Origin of the sequence: Enterococcus sp. LJL51 (assembly GCF_049894025.1) — a bacterium.
Classification (GTDB): Bacteria; Bacillota; Bacilli; order Lactobacillales; family Enterococcaceae; genus Enterococcus_L.
Genome location: NZ_JBNEQE010000015.1, coordinates 17,064 through 35,049 on the forward strand (window position 1 = coordinate 17,064; position 17,986 = coordinate 35,049).

At 35.1% G+C, this 17,986-nt stretch carries 16 protein-coding genes; 3 read left to right on the forward strand and 13 right to left on the reverse strand.

Features of this window, described 5'->3' with window-relative positions; all coding sequences use genetic code 11:
* Position 1 precedes the first annotated feature (1 nt).
* The 3 genes from nrdI to nrdF all read left to right on the forward strand — a co-directional run bounded on the left by nrdI (position 2) and on the right by nrdF (position 3,664).
* Positions 2-379, forward strand: a complete 378-nt coding sequence (nrdI, locus tag ACPWSO_RS13290) for a class Ib ribonucleoside-diphosphate reductase assembly flavoprotein NrdI (protein WP_426084060.1) — start codon at positions 2-4, stop codon at positions 377-379.
* On the forward strand, positions 360-2,519 hold the full coding sequence (gene nrdE, locus ACPWSO_RS13295) for a class 1b ribonucleoside-diphosphate reductase subunit alpha (RefSeq protein ID WP_426084061.1): 2,160 nt from the start codon (positions 360-362) through the stop codon (positions 2,517-2,519). Before nrdI ends, nrdE begins: the two co-directional genes overlap by 20 nt.
* A 182-nt stretch (positions 2,520-2,701) precedes the next feature.
* Positions 2,702-3,664, forward strand: coding sequence for a class 1b ribonucleoside-diphosphate reductase subunit beta (gene nrdF / locus ACPWSO_RS13300; protein WP_426084062.1), 963 nt, complete (start codon positions 2,702-2,704; stop codon positions 3,662-3,664).
* A 58-nt stretch (positions 3,665-3,722) separates the two neighbouring features.
* Here nrdF and ACPWSO_RS13305 read toward each other — a convergent pair whose 3' ends face one another.
* From ACPWSO_RS13305 to ACPWSO_RS13365, 13 genes are all read right to left on the reverse strand, one after another.
* Positions 3,723-4,385, reverse strand: coding sequence for an HAD family hydrolase (locus tag ACPWSO_RS13305; protein WP_426084063.1), 663 nt, complete (start codon positions 4,383-4,385; stop codon positions 3,723-3,725).
* Between the two features lie 460 nt (positions 4,386-4,845).
* Positions 4,846-5,514, reverse strand: a complete 669-nt coding sequence (locus ACPWSO_RS13310) for an HAD family hydrolase (protein ID WP_426084064.1) — start codon at positions 5,512-5,514, stop codon at positions 4,846-4,848.
* A 326-nt stretch (positions 5,515-5,840) separates the two neighbouring features.
* Entirely contained in the window at positions 5,841-6,953 is a 1,113-nt protein-coding gene (locus ACPWSO_RS13315) for an AI-2E family transporter (protein WP_426084065.1), read from the reverse strand.
* 426 nt (positions 6,954-7,379) lie between these two features.
* Positions 7,380-8,126, reverse strand: a complete 747-nt coding sequence (locus ACPWSO_RS13320; protein ID WP_426084066.1) for a tyrosine-protein phosphatase — start codon at positions 8,124-8,126, stop codon at positions 7,380-7,382.
* Positions 8,127-8,136: 10 nt separating this feature from the next.
* Positions 8,137-8,844, reverse strand: a complete 708-nt coding sequence (locus ACPWSO_RS13325) for an MgtC/SapB family protein (protein ID WP_426084067.1) — start codon at positions 8,842-8,844, stop codon at positions 8,137-8,139.
* Between the two features lie 156 nt (positions 8,845-9,000).
* Positions 9,001-9,702: a glucosamine-6-phosphate deaminase gene (nagB, locus tag ACPWSO_RS13330; protein ID WP_426084068.1), complete on the reverse strand. Its 702-nt coding sequence runs from the start codon at positions 9,700-9,702 to the stop codon at positions 9,001-9,003.
* Between the two features lie 156 nt (positions 9,703-9,858).
* Positions 9,859-11,136, reverse strand: coding sequence for an LCP family protein (locus ACPWSO_RS13335; RefSeq protein ID WP_426084069.1), 1,278 nt, complete (start codon positions 11,134-11,136; stop codon positions 9,859-9,861).
* A 201-nt stretch (positions 11,137-11,337) separates the two neighbouring features.
* The gene (locus ACPWSO_RS13340) at positions 11,338-12,504 is read right to left on the reverse strand and encodes a nucleotide sugar dehydrogenase (protein ID WP_426084070.1); all 1,167 of its coding nucleotides are present in this window, start codon (positions 12,502-12,504) and stop codon (positions 11,338-11,340) included.
* 195 nt (positions 12,505-12,699) lie between these two features.
* Positions 12,700-13,104, reverse strand: a complete 405-nt coding sequence (tagD, locus tag ACPWSO_RS13345) for a glycerol-3-phosphate cytidylyltransferase (RefSeq protein WP_426084071.1) — start codon at positions 13,102-13,104, stop codon at positions 12,700-12,702.
* Entirely contained in the window at positions 13,104-14,564 is a 1,461-nt protein-coding gene (locus ACPWSO_RS13350; protein WP_426084072.1) for an oligosaccharide flippase family protein, read from the reverse strand. Before ACPWSO_RS13350 ends, tagD begins: the two co-directional genes overlap by 1 nt.
* A gap of 68 nt (positions 14,565-14,632) precedes the next feature.
* Complete coding sequence (locus ACPWSO_RS13355; RefSeq protein WP_426084073.1) at positions 14,633-15,892, reverse strand: CDP-glycerol glycerophosphotransferase family protein; 1,260 nt, start codon at positions 15,890-15,892, stop codon at positions 14,633-14,635.
* Positions 15,864-17,045, reverse strand: coding sequence for an O-antigen ligase family protein (locus ACPWSO_RS13360; RefSeq protein ID WP_426084074.1), 1,182 nt, complete (start codon positions 17,043-17,045; stop codon positions 15,864-15,866). Before ACPWSO_RS13360 ends, ACPWSO_RS13355 begins: the two co-directional genes overlap by 29 nt.
* A 29-nt stretch (positions 17,046-17,074) precedes the next feature.
* Positions 17,075-17,971 (reverse strand): glycosyltransferase, encoded by an 897-nt coding sequence (locus ACPWSO_RS13365; RefSeq protein ID WP_426084075.1) that lies wholly within the window; start codon positions 17,969-17,971, stop codon positions 17,075-17,077.
* Positions 17,972-17,986 lie beyond the last annotated feature (15 nt).

Here is a 17,986-nt window from a genome sequence, read left to right on the forward strand (position 1 = left end):
TATGAAAATAGTCTATTTTAGTGTGACCGGACAGACCAGACGCTTTATAAAAAAATTGGATTTGCCAGCTTATGAAATTGAGCCTGCGAATCCTTTTTTTGAGATAAACGAGCCGTTTGTTTTGATTGTCCCTACTTATGATATAGAAATTACTGAAGTTGTTAATGATTTTCTGGATTACAAATCCAATAAAGACTTTTTACAAGGCGTAGCCGGAGGCGGCAACCGTAACTTCGCTGAGCTTTTTATTTATACGGCAAAAGACATTGCCAGAGATTATCATGTACCGCTAGTTTTCTCCTTTGAATTCAGCGGAACAACCGAAGATGTCGAATCCTTTAAGAAAGTAGTGAGTGAGATTGAGTTTAAAAGAAATTAAAGATGTTAGCTATTTCAAGTTAAATAACGAAATCAATCGTCCTGTCAACGGACAAATTCCTTTAAATAAGGATGGCGAAGCCCTGAAGGCTTTTTTTAATGAAAATGTTTTACCTAATACTAAAAAATTTGCTAATGTATCAGAAAAAATCAGCTATTTAACTGAGAATGATTATATTGAAAAAGGATTCATCAAGAAATATTCTTTAGCATTTATTGAATGTTTGTATCAGTTTCTAGCAGAACAAAACTTCCAGTTTAAATCTTTTATGGCTGCTTACAAATTCTATTCTCAATATGCATTGAAGAATAATGCCGGGACAGAGTATCTGGAATCGTATGAAGACCGTGTTGCTTTTAATGCGTTGTATTTTGCTGATGGAAATGAAGAGCTGGCCATAAGTCTTGCAGATGAAATGATTCATCAGCGCTACCAGCCTGCCACACCGTCATTCCTAAATGCCGGCAGACAACGTCGTGGCGAGCTGGTCTCTTGTTTCTTAATTCAAGTCACAGATGATATGAACAGCATCGGCCGTTCAATCAACTCTGCACTACAGTTATCAAGAATTGGCGGCGGTGTTGGAATCACTCTTTCTAATTTAAGAGAGGGCGGTGCTCCAATCAAGGGCTACGAAGGCGCAGCGAGCGGTGTAGTACCTGTTATGAAGCTTTTCGAAGATAGCTTCAGTTATTCTAATCAGCTTGGTCAGCGGCAAGGTGCCGGCGTGGTTTACCTGAATGTTTTCCATCCTGACATTGAAATGTTCTTATCAACAAAAAAAGAAAATGCAGATGAAAAAGTTCGTGTAAAAACTCTTTCTCTAGGTGTATTAGTACCTGACAAATTCTATGAGCTAGCTCGTAAGAATGAAGAAATGTATCTTTTCAGCCCTTACAGTGTGGAGCGGGAATATGGTGTTCCTTTCTCTTATGTAGATATTACTGAGGAATATGATAATTTGGTAGCCAATCCGAATATCCGTAAAACAAAAATCAAAGCACGAGATTTGGAAAATGAAATTTCCAAGCTGCAGCAGGAATCAGGCTATCCTTATATTGTTAATATTGACACAGCAAATAAACAGAACCCGATTGATGGAAAAATCATTATGAGCAATCTTTGTTCTGAAATCCTACAGGTACAAACACCTTCTGTTATTAACGGCAAGCAGGAGTACGAGGTTATGGGAACTGATATCAGCTGTAACCTAGGCTCTACAAACATTGTTAATTTAATGGAAAGTCCCGATTTTGGAAAATCAGTACGTGCGATGACTCGTGCATTGACCTTTGTAACAGATTCATCTGATATTGATGTTGTTCCGACTATTCAAAACGGCAACAAGCTCAGCCACACAATCGGTTTAGGTGCAATGGGGCTCCATACCTTCTTTGCCAAAAACCACATGGAGTATGGTTCGGAAGAATCATTGGACTTTACAAATATCTATTTTATGCTCCTAAATTATTGGACGTTGGCTGAAAGCAATACAATCGCTAAAGAATATAATCAGTCCTTCCATAACTTTGAAAAATCAGCTTATGCTGACGGCACATATTTTGATAAATATATCAATGGTGATTTTACCCCTCAATTTGATAAAGTAAAAGAAATTTTTAAAGGAATTTTTATTCCATCAGCGGAAGATTGGGAACAACTGAAAAATGCTGTTATGCAGGATGGTTTGTATCACCAAAACCGATTGGCAGTCGCTCCAAACGGATCAATTTCTTATATCAATGATACAAGTGCCAGTATTCACCCGATTACTCGTATGATTGAGGAACGTCAGGAAAAGAAAATCGGAAAAATTTACTATCCTGCACCTCATCTTGCTAATGATACGATTCCTTATTACACCTCAGCGTATGACATGGATATGCGTAAAGTAATTGATGTTTATGCTACTGCTCAGCAGCATGTGGATCAAGGAATGAGTTTAACGCTCTTTATGCGTTCAGAAATTCCAGAAGGTCTGTATGAATGGAAAGAAACAACGAAACAGACAACCAGAGATTTAAATATTTTACGCCATTATGCTTTCCATAAAGGCATCAAATCAATTTATTACGTACGGACTTTCACTGAAGATTCTGAAGAAATTGGTAGTAATCAATGTGAAAGCTGTGTCATCTAGGACAACCTAATGATCTACAACCGGCTGCAAACTGGACAACCTTGGACTGCGAATCATCGGCATGCTTCCAGTAAGCACCATGGTCTAATAGAAAGTTATTAGAGAGAACGTGCTGATTAACGCTCCTCTTATCTTGCTTCAGCCGGTTTACTTTGATTATTTAGGCAGAAAGGAAGAAAACTATGGCAACTTATTATGAAGCGATTAATTGGAACGCAATTGAAGATATCATTGACAAATCAACCTGGGAGAAGCTGACTGAGCAATTTTGGCTGGATACCCGTATTCCTTTATCTAACGATTTAGATGACTGGCGTACACTTTCTGAGCTAGAAAAACAAACAGTAGGCTATGTCTTTGGCGGACTGACATTACTGGATACCGTTCAATCTGAAAGCGGTATGGACCAGCTTCGCAAAGATGTTCGGACTCCTCATGAGGAAGCTGTACTAAATAATATTCAGTTTATGGAATCTGTCCATGCAAAAAGTTATTCCTCTATCTTTAGTACTTTAAATACAAAAAAAGAAATTGACGATATCTTTGAATGGACAAATACTAATGTCTATTTGCAGAAAAAAGCAGAGCGCATCAATGAAATCTACAAAAATGGAACACCTTTAGAGAAAAAAATTGCCAGTGTTTTTCTAGAAACATTTTTATTCTACTCTGGTTTTTATACACCGCTATATTATCTTGGCAACAACAAACTGGCCAATGTTGCAGAAATTATCAAGTTGATTATCCGCGACGAGTCCGTTCATGGAACCTACATCGGTTATAAATTTCAGCTTGGCTTCAATGAATTAGCCGAAGATGAACAAGAAGCGATGAAAGCTTGGATGTACGACTTACTTTATGAATTATATGAAAATGAAGAACGTTATACAGAAGAATTGTATGATGATCTCGGCTGGACTGAAGAAGTAAAAACCTTCCTGCGTTATAATGCCAATAAGGCCTTAATGAACTTGGGGATGGACCCAATGTTTGGCGATACTGCCAACGATGTGAATCCAATTGTTATGAATGGTTTATCTACTGGAACTAGTAATCATGACTTCTTCTCCCAAGTAGGAAACGGCTACCTGCTGGGGCAAGTAGAAGCAATGAAAGACGATGACTATCTGATTGGCTTAGACTAATTAAAAAGCGTTTGGACATTTAATTATGTCTCAAACGCTTTTTTTGGTGATGCGTTGATTATTGTTCAGAAAACCACCTCTTTAAGTCCGACATTCTGAGGTTTGAAAAACTGGAAATAACCTGATCCGCCTGACTAAGGTCCTGTGCCGGGTACTCAGGATTCTTAAACCCTACGCAAAACATACCCGCCCGTTTTACTGCCAGACTGCCGTTTTTTGTATCTTCAAAGGCGAGGCAGTTTTCCGGCAAAACATCTATCTGTTTAGCCGCTTCCAAAAATACATCTGGCGCTGGTTTAGAGTTTTCCACCTCTTCTCCGCTGACTAAGGCATCAAAGCAAGGAAGTAAACCAAGCTCTTTCATATTATAGAGGATCTCCTTTTTAGGCGAGGAAGAGGCCACGGCTATTTTTATATCCTGCTTTGCTAAATGACGAACCAATGGTACTGCATCTCTAATTCCACGAATTCCATCTCTTTTTATCATCGTCGCTCGGCGACTATTCATTTCTTTGATGTAGGATTCAACTGAATCCGGCAGTCCAAGCTCCTCTTTCATTTTCTGCCACATAAATTCAAAAGTAGTTCCCATAAATTGATACTGATAGCTGATATCTTTCAAAAAGCCAGCATCTTTCAGCATTTCAGTTTTGGACTCTAAAAAAGTGTACTCAGAATCAACCAATACACCATCCATATCAAATATTATCCCTTTAATCATCCTGGTTCTCCCGTCATTCGTATTCTTTTTTATTTTCTATCGTATTATCTCATGACTTTTGATTGAATTAAACACTCGTTTACTTTGAAGAATCCGGAATGAAAGCAAAAATATCTCTATATCAATTTATGTTAGCATAATAAAAACTAAATGAAAACTTGGAATTTGGAATAAAAAGCAGAAATCACTGTTTCTATTTCTTCTTTTATTTCGAAGAAGAGCTGTCTATTTGTATGTCTATGAATACTCTAGCATTTTTACCAACAGACAAGCCTTTTTTTAATGGACTATGGTTTGAGATGATTTCCTTCACTTGGTATTCCTTCTTTACGTTTGGTTAATTAAAAAGTGCTGGTTGGATTTTCCTTAAGAGGTTTCCACCAGCACAGCGTATTACAAAGCTATAGAGCTTCGATGTATCGGTTAGAACAAGCTGATACATTCGAAAGATTGAAGAGCTTTATTTTTTATTATTAATAAAGGATCGATTTAAATCTTTTAGTTCGACCTCTGAAAAACTTGAAATTAGTTGATCAGCCTGGCTTAAATCTTGTGGAGGATAATTATCATTTTCTACTCCAACACAGAACATTCCGGCTTTTTTTACAGCGATACTTCCATTATGAGAATCTTCAAATGCCAAAGATTCTGCGGGAGCAATCTCGATTTGCTTAGCTGCTTCTAGAAAAACATCTGGGGCCGGTTTAGAACGATTAACCTCTTCACCGCTGACTAATGCATCAAAACAATCCCGAATACCTAATTCCTTCAGATTATGAATAATATCCTTCTTTGGAGAAGAAGAGGCAACTGCCAACCGTACATTTTCTTCTGCTAGACGATGAATAAATTCTACTACGCCTTCAATGGGCTTCAATCCATCTCTTTTAATAATTTCTTTTCTACGTGCAGTCATCTCTTTGATGTAATCTTCTACAGACCCGGGAAGCGATAAGTCTTCTTTAATCTTTTTCCACATAAATTCAGACGTAGTTCCCATAAATTGATAATGATAGCTGATACCAAGAGGGAAGCCTACATCCTTCAGCAACTCTGCTTTTGATTCTAAAAAGGTGTATTCTGAATCAACAATCACGCCATCCATATCAAATATTATTCCTTTAATCATAACAGTCTTCCTTCTTTCCATTTTTTGATGTCAGATAAATCCTACTTAATTGTTTATCCAATAAGCTTGCTTTAATAGAGATACTTAGCTTTCAGAGTAGCTATTATCGCCTTTCCCAGCGTTTCAGTATAGCTTCTCATTTATTTAGTAGGATTTATTTAACTGGAAAGTATTATCTCATCCTATTTTAATAATTCAAACAATATTGCTCATTTCCTGAAATTTTCTTAAATTATTTCAGAAAATGAGCAAATGTTTTGATTTTTAGTGAGTATAATAAAAAATACTTCCCGCATCACTTAAAACGGATGCAGAAAGTATCTCACTTAATTATTCAAATCAGTCTCTATTTTAGTTTCTTTTTTTAGAAGATAAATTTTGCGGATATTCAGCACTAATGTTTTAATTACTGCATAAACAGGTATACAAATCAGCATCCCGATAATTCCGCCAATACTTCCTGCAGCAATCAAAATTAAAATAATAGTCAATGGATGAATACTCAGCGATTTCCCCATAAGAAGAGGCTTAATCAAATTACCATCAAGCTGCTGAATAATTAAAATAGCTAAAGCAACATATAAAGCCTGCCATGGTGAAACGAATACACCGACTAAAACTGCCGGAACAGCTCCGATAAAGGGTCCGACATAGGGAATGATATTCGTCACGCCGCAAAATACAGCTAGCAGCAATGTGTAAGGCTGATTCAATATCGTCATAGCTACAAAGCTCAGCACACCAATAATCAGCGCATCTAGAATCGTGCTGCTGATATATGCAGACAACGTTTGATTCATTTCCTGAACAGTTTCTCTTAGTTCTTTACGAATACTTTTAGGAAAGAAATGAGAGGCAGCATCCAAAAATTTATGGCCATCTTTAAACATAAAGAACAGGATAAATGGAACTGTGAATAAAAGAATGAAAAACTGCATCAGCACACTGACAATTTTCGATAAACTATTTGTCACGCCAACAATAGCAATATTAAGGATATTACTGACAGTAATGTTTGCTTGAGACAATTCTTCCTGAAGATTAAATCCCTTCAAAGCCTCCTGTTGACTTAATTCCACCAGCCATTTATTGATTTCCTCTGCATAAGCCGGAATAGACTGACTTAATTCTAAAAATTGATTAACAAGCTGTGGTACTACATTCATCACAATGAGAGCAATCAATATCATCAATACGATCAATGTTATAAAGAAACCTACCAGCCTTGGAATCTTCTTTTTCTCCATAAAAACAACAATCGGCTCAAACATATAATAGAAAAATCCCGCAATCAGCAGTGGTAAAAATAAAGCTGAAATCATCCCCAAAACTGGTGTAAAAATGTTTGGCATCCTCATTAAAAAGAAAATACCGATAATCGTTAAAACTATTTCTACTGTCCAAAATAATAATTTGGACTGCTTAAACAAAGAACCCATTCAACCAAAACCCTTTCCCAAAAAACAATAATTACCCATATTTTAACATTATCAACTTCTACAAAATATTCTTTTTCAGTATTTTCTACATACTTTATAAAAAATTATGCTTTCATTCGCAAAAAATACTTTATAAAAAAGAGATTGAAGCATAACTAAATCCCCAACCTCCTCTTTCTCTAAAATTCAAATTAACGGTGGCTCAGAATCAACTTACTACACTTCGTTCCGATAGCACCAACTTCTAAGTGCTAAAAGCACTAAGAGTTGAAGTTTTCGGAAATAAGCCAAATTTTCTTTAAACTTTGTATAGTTACCCTAAGAAAGTCCTTCTTATTACTGAGAAAACAAAGTGAGGTATGAGCGAATCTTTCTCAGTATCTGCTTAGTTCGCAAAGCTTAACGCTTCTGCCTCAACCGATTTCCCTATTCAGCATACATCTGCTTCAACAGCTGAACATCACTACTGCTTAGCTTTAAGATATCCTTTGCATACTCAGAAACATTTCCAAAATTCTGATCAATCAGCTGATAGGCATAATCCAAATATTCTTTTTTGACTTCCATTGCCACTTTGATTCCTGCCAGCTGCTCTTTTGTCAGCCCTCGTGAAGCTGCCTCTGCTAAAAATAAAGCGTTAGGCTTTTGACGTTGAATGTTTGTATCTAAATAATCTTTATAGATTGTCTCTTTTGATACCTCCAACAACTCCAATGTCAGGGCAGCTGCAACACCAGTCCGATCTTTCCCTGCAAAACAGTGGAACAGTACACTTCCCTGCTCCGTCGAAAGCAGCTGCTGAAAATATTCCCGGTATCCCTGCTGAGCACCTGTATTTAAAATGAGATTCTCGTAAATATCCATCATATGCTGATCCACAGCGCCAATATCGGAAACATCAAACAAGTCCTCCATGCTAGCATTATGGTGAACTTCCTTCATGATATCAATCCACTGATAGGAAACATTCGCCAGCTGATCATCCGGACGTTCATTAATTTCCTTTTCTCCTCGTAAATCAATAATTTTAGTCAGTTCATGAGCCTCCAGCACCTTTAAGCTCTTTTCATCCAGCTGATACACTTCCCCAGAGCGAAGTAGCCGCTTGTGTTTGACTTGTTTTCCATCTTTTGTTTTGATGCCGCCTAATTCTCTAAAATTTGCAAGTTTCATTGTTACCTCCCTAAAGACTTACTAAACGTAGTTTAGTGATATTTTCATAGATAGAAAGATCTTCTATTACTTCCGCGTAGGTCATTCCCTTCGCCAGCTCAATGGTATAAATATTCGTATAGATTCTTGCTGGACCACTTAAGTCTACATCGAAATTGACATCACTGACTTCAATACCATGCTCTGTAAAATATTGAGTAATAAATTCCTTTGTCTCCTGTTTATGGATATATCGAACCTCAAGTTTTTTTATGCTGGGCACATGAATTACTTTTTTGACTAATGTCAACGCCATAAAGATTCCAACAAAACTAGTCAAAGCAATTGAGTAATAGCCCATGCCAATTGCTATTCCCAAACCAGCGACTGCCCAAAGCGATGCTGCTGTTGTTAGTCCTGTAACTGAACGCTTTGTTACAATGATTGTTCCAGCTCCTAGAAAGCCAATACCGCTGACAACCTGTGCAATCAGTCTGGCCTGATCCGATCGTATCACACCACTCAACTCAGGATATGTCATTGCATCCTTCAATGCAGAGATTGCAATCTGATCCTGTATCAATGCGATAATCGTTGCGCCCATACAAACTAATATATGGGTGCGCATTCCAGCCGGTCGATTCTTGTACTGCCGTTCAAATCCGATGATACCGCCGATTGCCAAAGAAATAGACAGACGCAGAATTATCTCCGGCACTGTTAATTCCAATGTACTCAATTCTCTCACCTTTTTCTATAAACCTTGTATTTCTTAATTATAGCACTAATATCAAAAAAATATGAACGCCTGTGGATAATATTTTTTTGCAGATGTTTCTTTGGAATGGAAAAAAGAGCCGAGTAAAAACTCAGCTCTTCTAATTATTCCTATCTTTTACAGCTTGCTTGCTGCTGCTTCATCGATGATTACAACAACATCTTCGTGGTCTTGTAAAGCACTTGCCGGCATATCAATTGTTACAGGTCCATCTACCATTCCTTTAATCGCATCAGCCTTTGCTTCGCCGTATGCCATTAAAATCATTTTCTTACCTTTCATAATTGAGCCAATCCCCATTGAAACAGCTGTTGTCGGTACATCTTCAACTTTATCAAAGTAACGTTTGTTTGCATTGATTGTAGATTCTGTTAGTTGTACAACGTGTGTCAGGCTATCTAAAGGAGTGCCAGGTTCATTGAAACCGATATGACCATTTTGACCAATTCCTAGAATTTGAATATCAACTGTATGGCTATCAATAATCTCTTCGTAGCGCGCACATTCTGCATCTAAATCTTCTGCTTTACCGTTTGGTACATAGGTGTCTTTAAACGGTTTCTTACTAAATAGCTTTTGATTCATAAAATAGCGGTAGCTCTGTTCATCTTCTCCGCCTAAGCCAACGTATTCATCTAAATTGATAGAAACCATATTAGAAAAATCAAGGTCGCTCCCTACCATTTCATGGTAAAGTGTTTCCGGTGTACTTCCAGTTGCCAAGCCTAAAACCTTTGCTCCCTTTTCCATGCCTTCTTTAATCAATTCAAACGCTTTTTTTCCGCCTTCTTCTGCATTTGCTACACGAATGATTTTCATTTATGACAATCTCCTTTACTTCTTTCGTATTTGGTATAGTCCAATTATACCACTTTTATTTTCAAATTTCTACCTAAAAGATTAGATAAAAGAAAAAAACAGAAACACTCTGACAGTGCTTCTGCTTTCAATCTCTTACTTTTTTTTTCAGATTATTCAGGTATCCTCTGCATTTTGTACATCTGCAGGAGCCTCTGGCTGAACTCCAGCACCAGTGTCTGTACTGCCGGTTCCATCAACGCCCGTATTGGGATCTACAGGAGCTTCATATTGAGGCGTTGTTTCAGCAGGAGTCACTGGTTCATTATAAACAGGTGCCTGATAACCCTGATTATAACTAGCACCAGTTTGATCATTTCCATAATATGTTTGGTTAGCAGCATTAGGGTCCACATACGTATTTTGATCATAATAATCCTGATCTTCATAATAGGTGCTATCCGCTGTCCCAGCATTTGATGAGTAAATAGATAACTTATTTGTCAGTTCCGCCAGCATTTCTTCATTTTTAGGCAAACCCAGCTGCTCCCGAAGTTTTGTCTGTACTTCAAACAGGTTATCAGGATTCATGATTTGATAAGATACACCATTAATCATTTCGCCAGTTGTTTCTATCTGCAATGAATCAATCGTCTGGAATGCCGACATATATTTCTTCTGAATATCAATCATATCATCCCAGGTTAAATCAGTTTTAACATTATCCTTCACAGCATTTAAAATACTTTTATACTGAGTTACACCATTTAAACTCATTACTTTTCGGACAATCTTTTCAACAACTTCCCGCTGCCGTTTCTGACGGCCAGTATCTCCTTCTGGATCATCATAACGGTATCTAGCATAAGCTAAACCTGTCTCTCCATTCAATGTCATTGGTCCTTTAGGCAGTTCAATACCATCCAACTCTGTTGCATATGGATTATCCACATCGATGCCCCCGACTGCTTCAATTAAGTCTTTTAGACCTCTCATATTGATGGAAACATAGCTGTCAATTGGGATATCCAGCAGATTTTCCACTGTTTCAATCGCCATCTTAGCTCCGCCATAAGCATAGGCATGATTCAATTTATCATTTGTATCATTTCCTACAATTTCAGTTAACGTATCTCGACTTAAACTAATCATTGTTGATTTATTTTCTTTCGGATTTACGGTTACAACCATTAAGGTATCAGAACGACCGCCATCTTCTTCAGCTCGCCCAAGGTCTCCGTTATCGATTCCCATCAATAAAACTGAAAAAGGCTCTTGAGCATCAATATTCACTGCTGTTTCCCGCTTTGTAGATACTCTTTCGATCGATTCATAAACATCTGTTACTGTATCAGTGGCATCTGAATACATTTTTAGACCGTAGGCACAAACACCAGCAATCAGTATCAATACCAGTCCTAAAAATGACAGTACCAGTTTTTTCCATAGATTCATAAGACACTTCCTCATTTACACAAGAATCGTTACACCCAATCATTTTCTCATAAATTCCCCGGGCTAGCAATATTTTTGAAAAATTGGCATGATATCTTAACACAATTGTAAAATACTGAACATAAGAAATCCAAATTTTCTCGACTCAGTGGTTCTCTACATAGTTTAAGAAACAATAACATCGAAAAAACGGGATAACGCTTAATCCCGTTTAAATAAATCTCTTGTATAAATTTTTTCTTCAACATCAGCCAAGTCGTCTTCAAATCGATTTGAGACAATCACATCAGATAGTTCTTTAAACTCCTGAAGATCTTTGATTACTTTGGAGTGATAAAATTCCTCTTCATCCAATGCGGGTTCATAAACAACTACTTCAATGCCCTTGGCCTTTAGACGTTTCATTACACCCTGAATAGACGAATAACGGAAATTATCCGAATTTGCCTTCATCGTCAAACGATATATCCCTACAGTATTTGGCTTTCTGCTAAGAATTTGCTCTGCTATAAAATCTTTTCTTGTCCGATTAGCATCCACGATAGCACCAATGATATTATTGGGAACATCTTCATAATTGGCACGCAGCTGCTTGGTGTCTTTCGGCAAGCAATAACCGCCATACCCAAAGGATGGATTATTATAATGGGAACCGATTCTTGGATCAAGCCCCACACCTTCAATAATCTGTTTTGCATCCAATCCTCTTGATTCAGCATACGTATCCAGTTCATTGAAGTAGGCAACTCTTAAAGCCAGATAGGTATTCGAAAACAATTTAATTGCTTCGGCTTCTGTAGAATGCGTCAATAAAACCTGACTATTCTTTTCCACTGTATTTCGCAAAAACATATCTGCAAGCTCCTGAGCTCGTTCAGAGCATTCGCCTACGATAATTCTTGAAGGATAAAGATTATCATACAGTGCTCTGCCTTCTCGTAAAAACTCTGGTGAAAATATGATATTTTCGGTATCATATTTTTCTTTCAATGCTTGTGTATAGCCAACAGGCACGGTTGACTTAATAATAAATACAGCATCTGGTCTTATTGCTCGTGCTTGTTCAATCACATTTTCAACTGTTGATGTATTGAAATAATTTTTCTGTTCATCATAGTCCGTTGGTGTCGCAATAATTAGATAATCGCCAAAACGGACAGCAGCTTCAAAGTCTTTCGTAAATTCCACGTTCAAGTCATCTCTATCTAAAAACTCATGGATTTCTTTATCTTCCAATGGCGATTCTCTTTTATTCAGTATATCAATTTTCTCACCAACAATATCATATGCCTGAACCTGCTCATTCTGTGATAATAGTAATGCATTTGCCAGACCAACGTAGCCTAGACCGAAAACTGAAATATTCATGATTGGCTTTCTCCTCTAATATAAAACTTTTCATTCTAAGGTTCAAAACTTTCAAATTATCCACAAAATTCATAACAAATACTATTTCTATTATAAGTATCAGCGTCTCCTATTGTATATCTAATTAAGACATTCGTCTACTGATAATCATCTCATCACTTCGCTCACATCATGCATACTTTAAGATGACAATAACTATAAGTTTTTCTTATTTAAATCCTCTTTGATTTGAGAAGTTGAGATTTCTGGTGTTCTCTCTAAATAAATTACCTCAGCATCCGTCTCATCTGCTATAAAATCAAACTCACCTTTCCAGTCATCCCCCATAACAAATCGATTAACTCTAAACTCTTTAATATCACTAACCTTTTGATCCCAGCTTTCTTCAGGTATAACTAAATCAACATATCTTATAGCCTCTAAGAGCTGCTTCCTCTTTTCAAAAGAAAAATAGCATTTTTTTTGTTTTTCGTTCCAATTAAATTCATCAGTTGATAAAGCTACAATTAAGTAGTCCCCTTGTTCTTTTGCTCTTCTTAAAAGATTTATATGTCCGTAGTGCAATAAGTCAAACGTGCCATACGTAATTATTTTTTTCACTAACTTCCCTCTTTCTTTTGTGATTTATTCTTTTTTTTCAACGAAAAAATTTTTGCTAAATCCGTTTTTACTCTATTTGTTATTATTAATAACAGGAACACGAAAAATAATGATTGTAAAATAGCATTTATAATTAACGTTGGCAAAGCATTGGATAGATTAATTCTAAAATGGGAGAATAGACCACACGTTAGTAGAAAACAAATAACTATTTGAAGTTGTCCCTTGAAAAAAATTTTGAACTCCATTTGTTTTCGTATCAAAAAGATACGTAAGAAACAAACCATACATTCAGTAATAATGAGTGCCATTGTAGCACCAAACGAACCCATTAAAGATGTCAATAAAAGATTTAATGTTATATTTGTTAAGGCTCCTATTATAAAAGGAATAGAGTAGCTTTTATATAAACCTTTTGCCAAAGTGAACTGATTAGCAAAAACACCGCCATAAGCAACTGGAATAATAATAAAGCTTACCCATTTCATATGTTGAATCATTGGTATAAATTCTTTTCCTAAAAACCAAGGTACAAATATATCTGCATTTAAAGTAATTAAAGCTGTAAACAATAATGCGCCTATAAGAGTGTAATCTAGAGAATATTTAAGTAAATTTTGAACTTTTTCTGTATTACCTTTCTCTTTATCCAATTTTGCAACCATGGGCATTAAAACCACGCTAATGGATGTAATAATTGCTAAAACAATTCTCGCAATTTTTTGCGATTGATCATAATAGGAAAGCTCTGCTGAAGTAACCATAAACCCAACTAGAACTTTATCGAAACTCGTATATATTTGTACTGCCAACTGTGGAAGTAACAAAATTAATGCACTCCCAATATAAATCTTCGATGCTTTTATTGCAATTTTATTTTTCTGTGTATGTTTTGGAAAATTATGATTTACATCTATCCAGAACAACAAATTTGCAAAGGCAACACTAAGACTGTTTATTAAAAGATACAGCCATAGATCATTTTCTTGCCTGACTAGAATAAATATCAGCACGAGTGAAAGCAATTTAACACTCGTATTTCTAATAACAACTTTTTTCACTTGCTCAAGACCGATAAACAGCCAGGAAATATCTAAGATTACAGATGCCAAATACGGAATTTGAGTCCACCAAAGAATTCTATCTTCTGAGAAAAAAGTGATACATGTAAACAAACTCGTAACAAGGATACCCATCATTAACTGGATATGCCATAATTTCTTAAACACCTCGTATCTCTTCTCTTCTTCAGCTTGAGAAATTTCTTTGGGTCCCAACTGAGCTAACCCCATTAATACTATATATCCTAAAAAAAGCGACATTGATGTAATTGACGTATTTTTTCCTAATGTACTAGCGCCAAGAACTCTTGCTACATAAGGAATAGTTATTATTGGTATAAGTATAATCAATGCTTGATACAATGCATTCATTACAATATTAGTAAGCATTTTTTTCATCTGTCAATTTCTCCATTTATTTGGTTCATCCATTGTTAGCATAAAAGAATATTTTTACTCAAAAATGTTTAATTATTTTTTCTATCTTCTAATTCCAAATCATGGATAATTTGATTATAAGCTGCTTTCTTAGAATCAAAAACAAGCTCTTTTACACTTTGTAATTTCATTTCTTCATCATCACTATTTTTTCTATTGAAATAATCATATAGGATACTTTCAGATAATTTCTCAATAGACTTAGCCATAAAACCAGCTGTATTCTCATCGAAACCAGAAGAAAGTCCCCGTTCATTAGAAATATAATTATCAAAATCTGGAATATAGTAAATGACTTTCTTATTATAATAAATAGCATCAAAAGACACTGATGAATAATCTGTAATAATCAAATCTACTTTGGGAACAATTGTATTAATATCAAATTCACTTTCCAAAAGTAATGTGCACTTTGATAAATTATTCGATCTTTTTCCAAAATTGTTATCTGCACTATGAGGTTTTTCTATCCATAAAATAGAATGTTTGTCTATCAATTTATTAATTTCTTCTGTATCTAAAGGATATGCAAACTTTATATTTCCTTCTCTAAAAGTTGGCAGATATAAAACGGTAAATTCTGCTGAACTTATTCTATCAAGAACTTCCTGTTCCTTTTGCAAATACTCTAGACATTCACAGTTTCTAGGATAAGATGAATCAATGATTTTATTGGGACTGATATCAAAAATTCTTTCAAATCTTTTACTGACATCTTTACTAGTCGATAACAAACGAAAATCATCCCAGCCCCCTGATACATGAATTAAGTGCTTGAATAAATAAAATTTCTTTAAAGATTTTGAAAGTTTTCTTATTGGATTGCTGGTTGCTTGAATCGCTGAGTTTGTTGAAATAGTATTACCCACACCTTTTAATGGGATACCATGCCAAAGCTGAATTCTTTTAGCCCCCAATGAGAGTTCTCCTAAAATATCTCCTTTGTATTTCTTTGTACTATGTGGAACATTACAAACTATATGCACTCCTGATTTCAAGTGAAAATAGAGGCTTTTCAAGCTATTCATTTTATAACATTCATAATTTTTACTTTGCAGTTCCGCTAATAATGCTTTGTTTCTAGTTACCCAAATAACACGGTTTAATTTTAATGACTGCTTATTGTAGTGTAAGTACTGATAGAGGTATCTCGAATTATCTGTAAACTTTTCTCCCATCCAAGCGCCAATTAAAACAATATCTTTATCTCTTCTTATAAAAATATTCAAAAAAGCTACTACACTATTTATTAATAGGTTGCTAATATATTTTATTGGATAATAAATCATTTTCCTGTCCTCTTCTCATCTCATAATAAACTAAAACATACAAAAGAAATCCCGTTGATGTGAATAAGAACGGATCAAATACACATTTTATCAAATAAAAACTGTAGCCTATCAGCAGCCAAGAATTTTTCTTAACCACAAAAGTAGCAAGTGGTCTAAGTAAAAATAGCCCAAATGGTATGATTCCCAGTAACCCAGTCTGTCTAAATAGTTCCAGATATGAAAGCTCTGATGTCATCAAGTATTCTCCACGACCCAATCCATAATAAGCAGACATAGCCCCATTACCTATAAAATAAGATAAAGGATTTGATTTCATACTTAGCAAGATAGATTGAGCATTCAATTCTCTAATACTATCTCCGGTTGATTTTGCCCAATTTATTGTTTCAACTTTATCTATAAAATTCCCACCAAAAAGAATTACTATCAAAATTAAAACAATTAGAAATATTGGTTTTAACCATCTACTTCTATTATTTATAAAAGCTAAAACAACGATAGCCATCAATGCCATATATATATTAGCTCTAGTTCCAGACAAGATTAATCCAAGAAATGACACCGTTGCCCATCCAAGTCTATAATGCCATGTATAATAACATAAAGATATAATCAAGAGCGGTGATCCCTTTAAAAAAAGAACATATTTAAAAATAGCATACATAGATAGGCTTATCTGCGCCTCCCCATTTGTACTCAAAAATTGTAACAATGGATTCACATAAATACTCAATATTCCTAACAGGTCTAACAAGGAGCTAAGTACTATAGTAAGAGAAATAATATTCAAGCAGTTCATAAATATTTTAATATAATCAATTTTGTACCTCTCTACTATAGGAATAAGCAATAGATAGGTAAAAACATAAAAGTATTTCAATGTGTCAGAAAAATTACCCGTCAATATCAAAGATACTATAAATAGAATAGCTGGGAAAATCAATGTATAAAACAACAGGTATAAATTCTCTTTTTTTCTATAAAAATCAAGAAACAACGATATATTAATTAACAATATTATGGAAAAAAAGAATAATTTTAAGTTTAAGGAATCTGCTGGCGTAAAGACAGCAAAAAATAGAAATAAGCTAATTAACAACTTCTGAATACTTCGTTTACCAAAGCGAATGTTTTCTAACTTTTCTTCCATAATATCTCCTTTATAAGTTTTCAATTAAACTAATATTTTCCTAAAAGAATAAGCATACTAAGATTTAATTTTTCTAGAATAGACCGAGTGTCGAACTTTTTGCTTATACAAAGTTTTATTTTATTAGTCAGCTTTTTATCATAAGAAAGTATTTCCTCTAAAAACTCTCTATTTTCGCTAGTAAGAACTTCCCCATAGTTAACATATAGTTCTTCACACCAATGGTATCTAATCTTTCTAGAATCAAAAAAACCATTATCAGTAATTTTTTCCAACAAGGTACTTCGATCACCAACAACATTTTTTTCATGTTGTCTGTAAAAAATGTGAGGAGTCGAGTCATATATCACTGTCCCTCCAACCCCCAAACAAATCATATAGATCAGATGGTCATGGAGAAAATTCGAATTGTTACTCTTGATACTTATACTATTTACAGTATCCCTTAGAGCTTTATTCATAACCATCGTACAGCCCACACCATTATTTTTGATAACTATGCGACCAAATGAAAAGGCTCCCTCTTCAAAATTATCTAAACCAGTTTTTTTTAAATTTAAATCTGTTAGTTGAGTCTTGGATATATATAATGCTGGTTCTTCATATTTTTTAAGTTTCTCAACAGCTACTGCCAGCTTATCAGATTCCCAATAATCATCTTGATCTGAAAAAGCAAAATAACTACAGCTACTATCTGATTTTTTTAATAATTCCAAAAAGCTCAGCTTCGGACCAATATTCGTTCCTGCTATAACTTCTTGATTTCCCTCTTTCAAAAACTTTGGAAATGGTTCTGGCGAGCCATCATCACGAATAAGCAGTTTAACTTTGAATGGTCCCTCTTGACGATGAATACTTTCAACTTGCTCCTTAATATACTTTTCGCCATTATAATAAGAAAGCAGCACTTGTACTTCAATTTTCAAATTATTAATTATCTC

Coding starts and splice junctions, on each gene's coding strand:
- nrdI (WP_426084060.1), top strand. CDS start 2: ATGAAAATAGTCTATTTTAGTGTGACCGGACAGACCAGACGCTTTATA.
- nrdF (WP_426084062.1), top strand. CDS start 2,702: ATGGCAACTTATTATGAAGCGATTAATTGGAACGCAATTGAAGATATC.
- ACPWSO_RS13305 (WP_426084063.1), bottom strand. CDS start 4,385: ATGATTAAAGGGATAATATTTGATATGGATGGTGTATTGGTTGATTCT.
- ACPWSO_RS13310 (WP_426084064.1), bottom strand. CDS start 5,514: ATGATTAAAGGAATAATATTTGATATGGATGGCGTGATTGTTGATTCA.
- ACPWSO_RS13315 (WP_426084065.1), bottom strand. CDS start 6,953: ATGGGTTCTTTGTTTAAGCAGTCCAAATTATTATTTTGGACAGTAGAA.
- ACPWSO_RS13320 (WP_426084066.1), bottom strand. CDS start 8,126: ATGAAACTTGCAAATTTTAGAGAATTAGGCGGCATCAAAACAAAAGAT.
- nagB (WP_426084068.1), bottom strand. CDS start 9,702: ATGAAAATCATTCGTGTAGCAAATGCAGAAGAAGGCGGAAAAAAAGCG.
- ACPWSO_RS13335 (WP_426084069.1), bottom strand. CDS start 11,136: ATGAATCTATGGAAAAAACTGGTACTGTCATTTTTAGGACTGGTATTG.
- ACPWSO_RS13340 (WP_426084070.1), bottom strand. CDS start 12,504: ATGAATATTTCAGTTTTCGGTCTAGGCTACGTTGGTCTGGCAAATGCA.
- ACPWSO_RS13350 (WP_426084072.1), bottom strand. CDS start 14,564: ATGAAAAAAATGCTTACTAATATTGTAATGAATGCATTGTATCAAGCA.
- ACPWSO_RS13355 (WP_426084073.1), bottom strand. CDS start 15,892: ATGATTTATTATCCAATAAAATATATTAGCAACCTATTAATAAATAGT.
- ACPWSO_RS13360 (WP_426084074.1), bottom strand. CDS start 17,045: ATGGAAGAAAAGTTAGAAAACATTCGCTTTGGTAAACGAAGTATTCAG.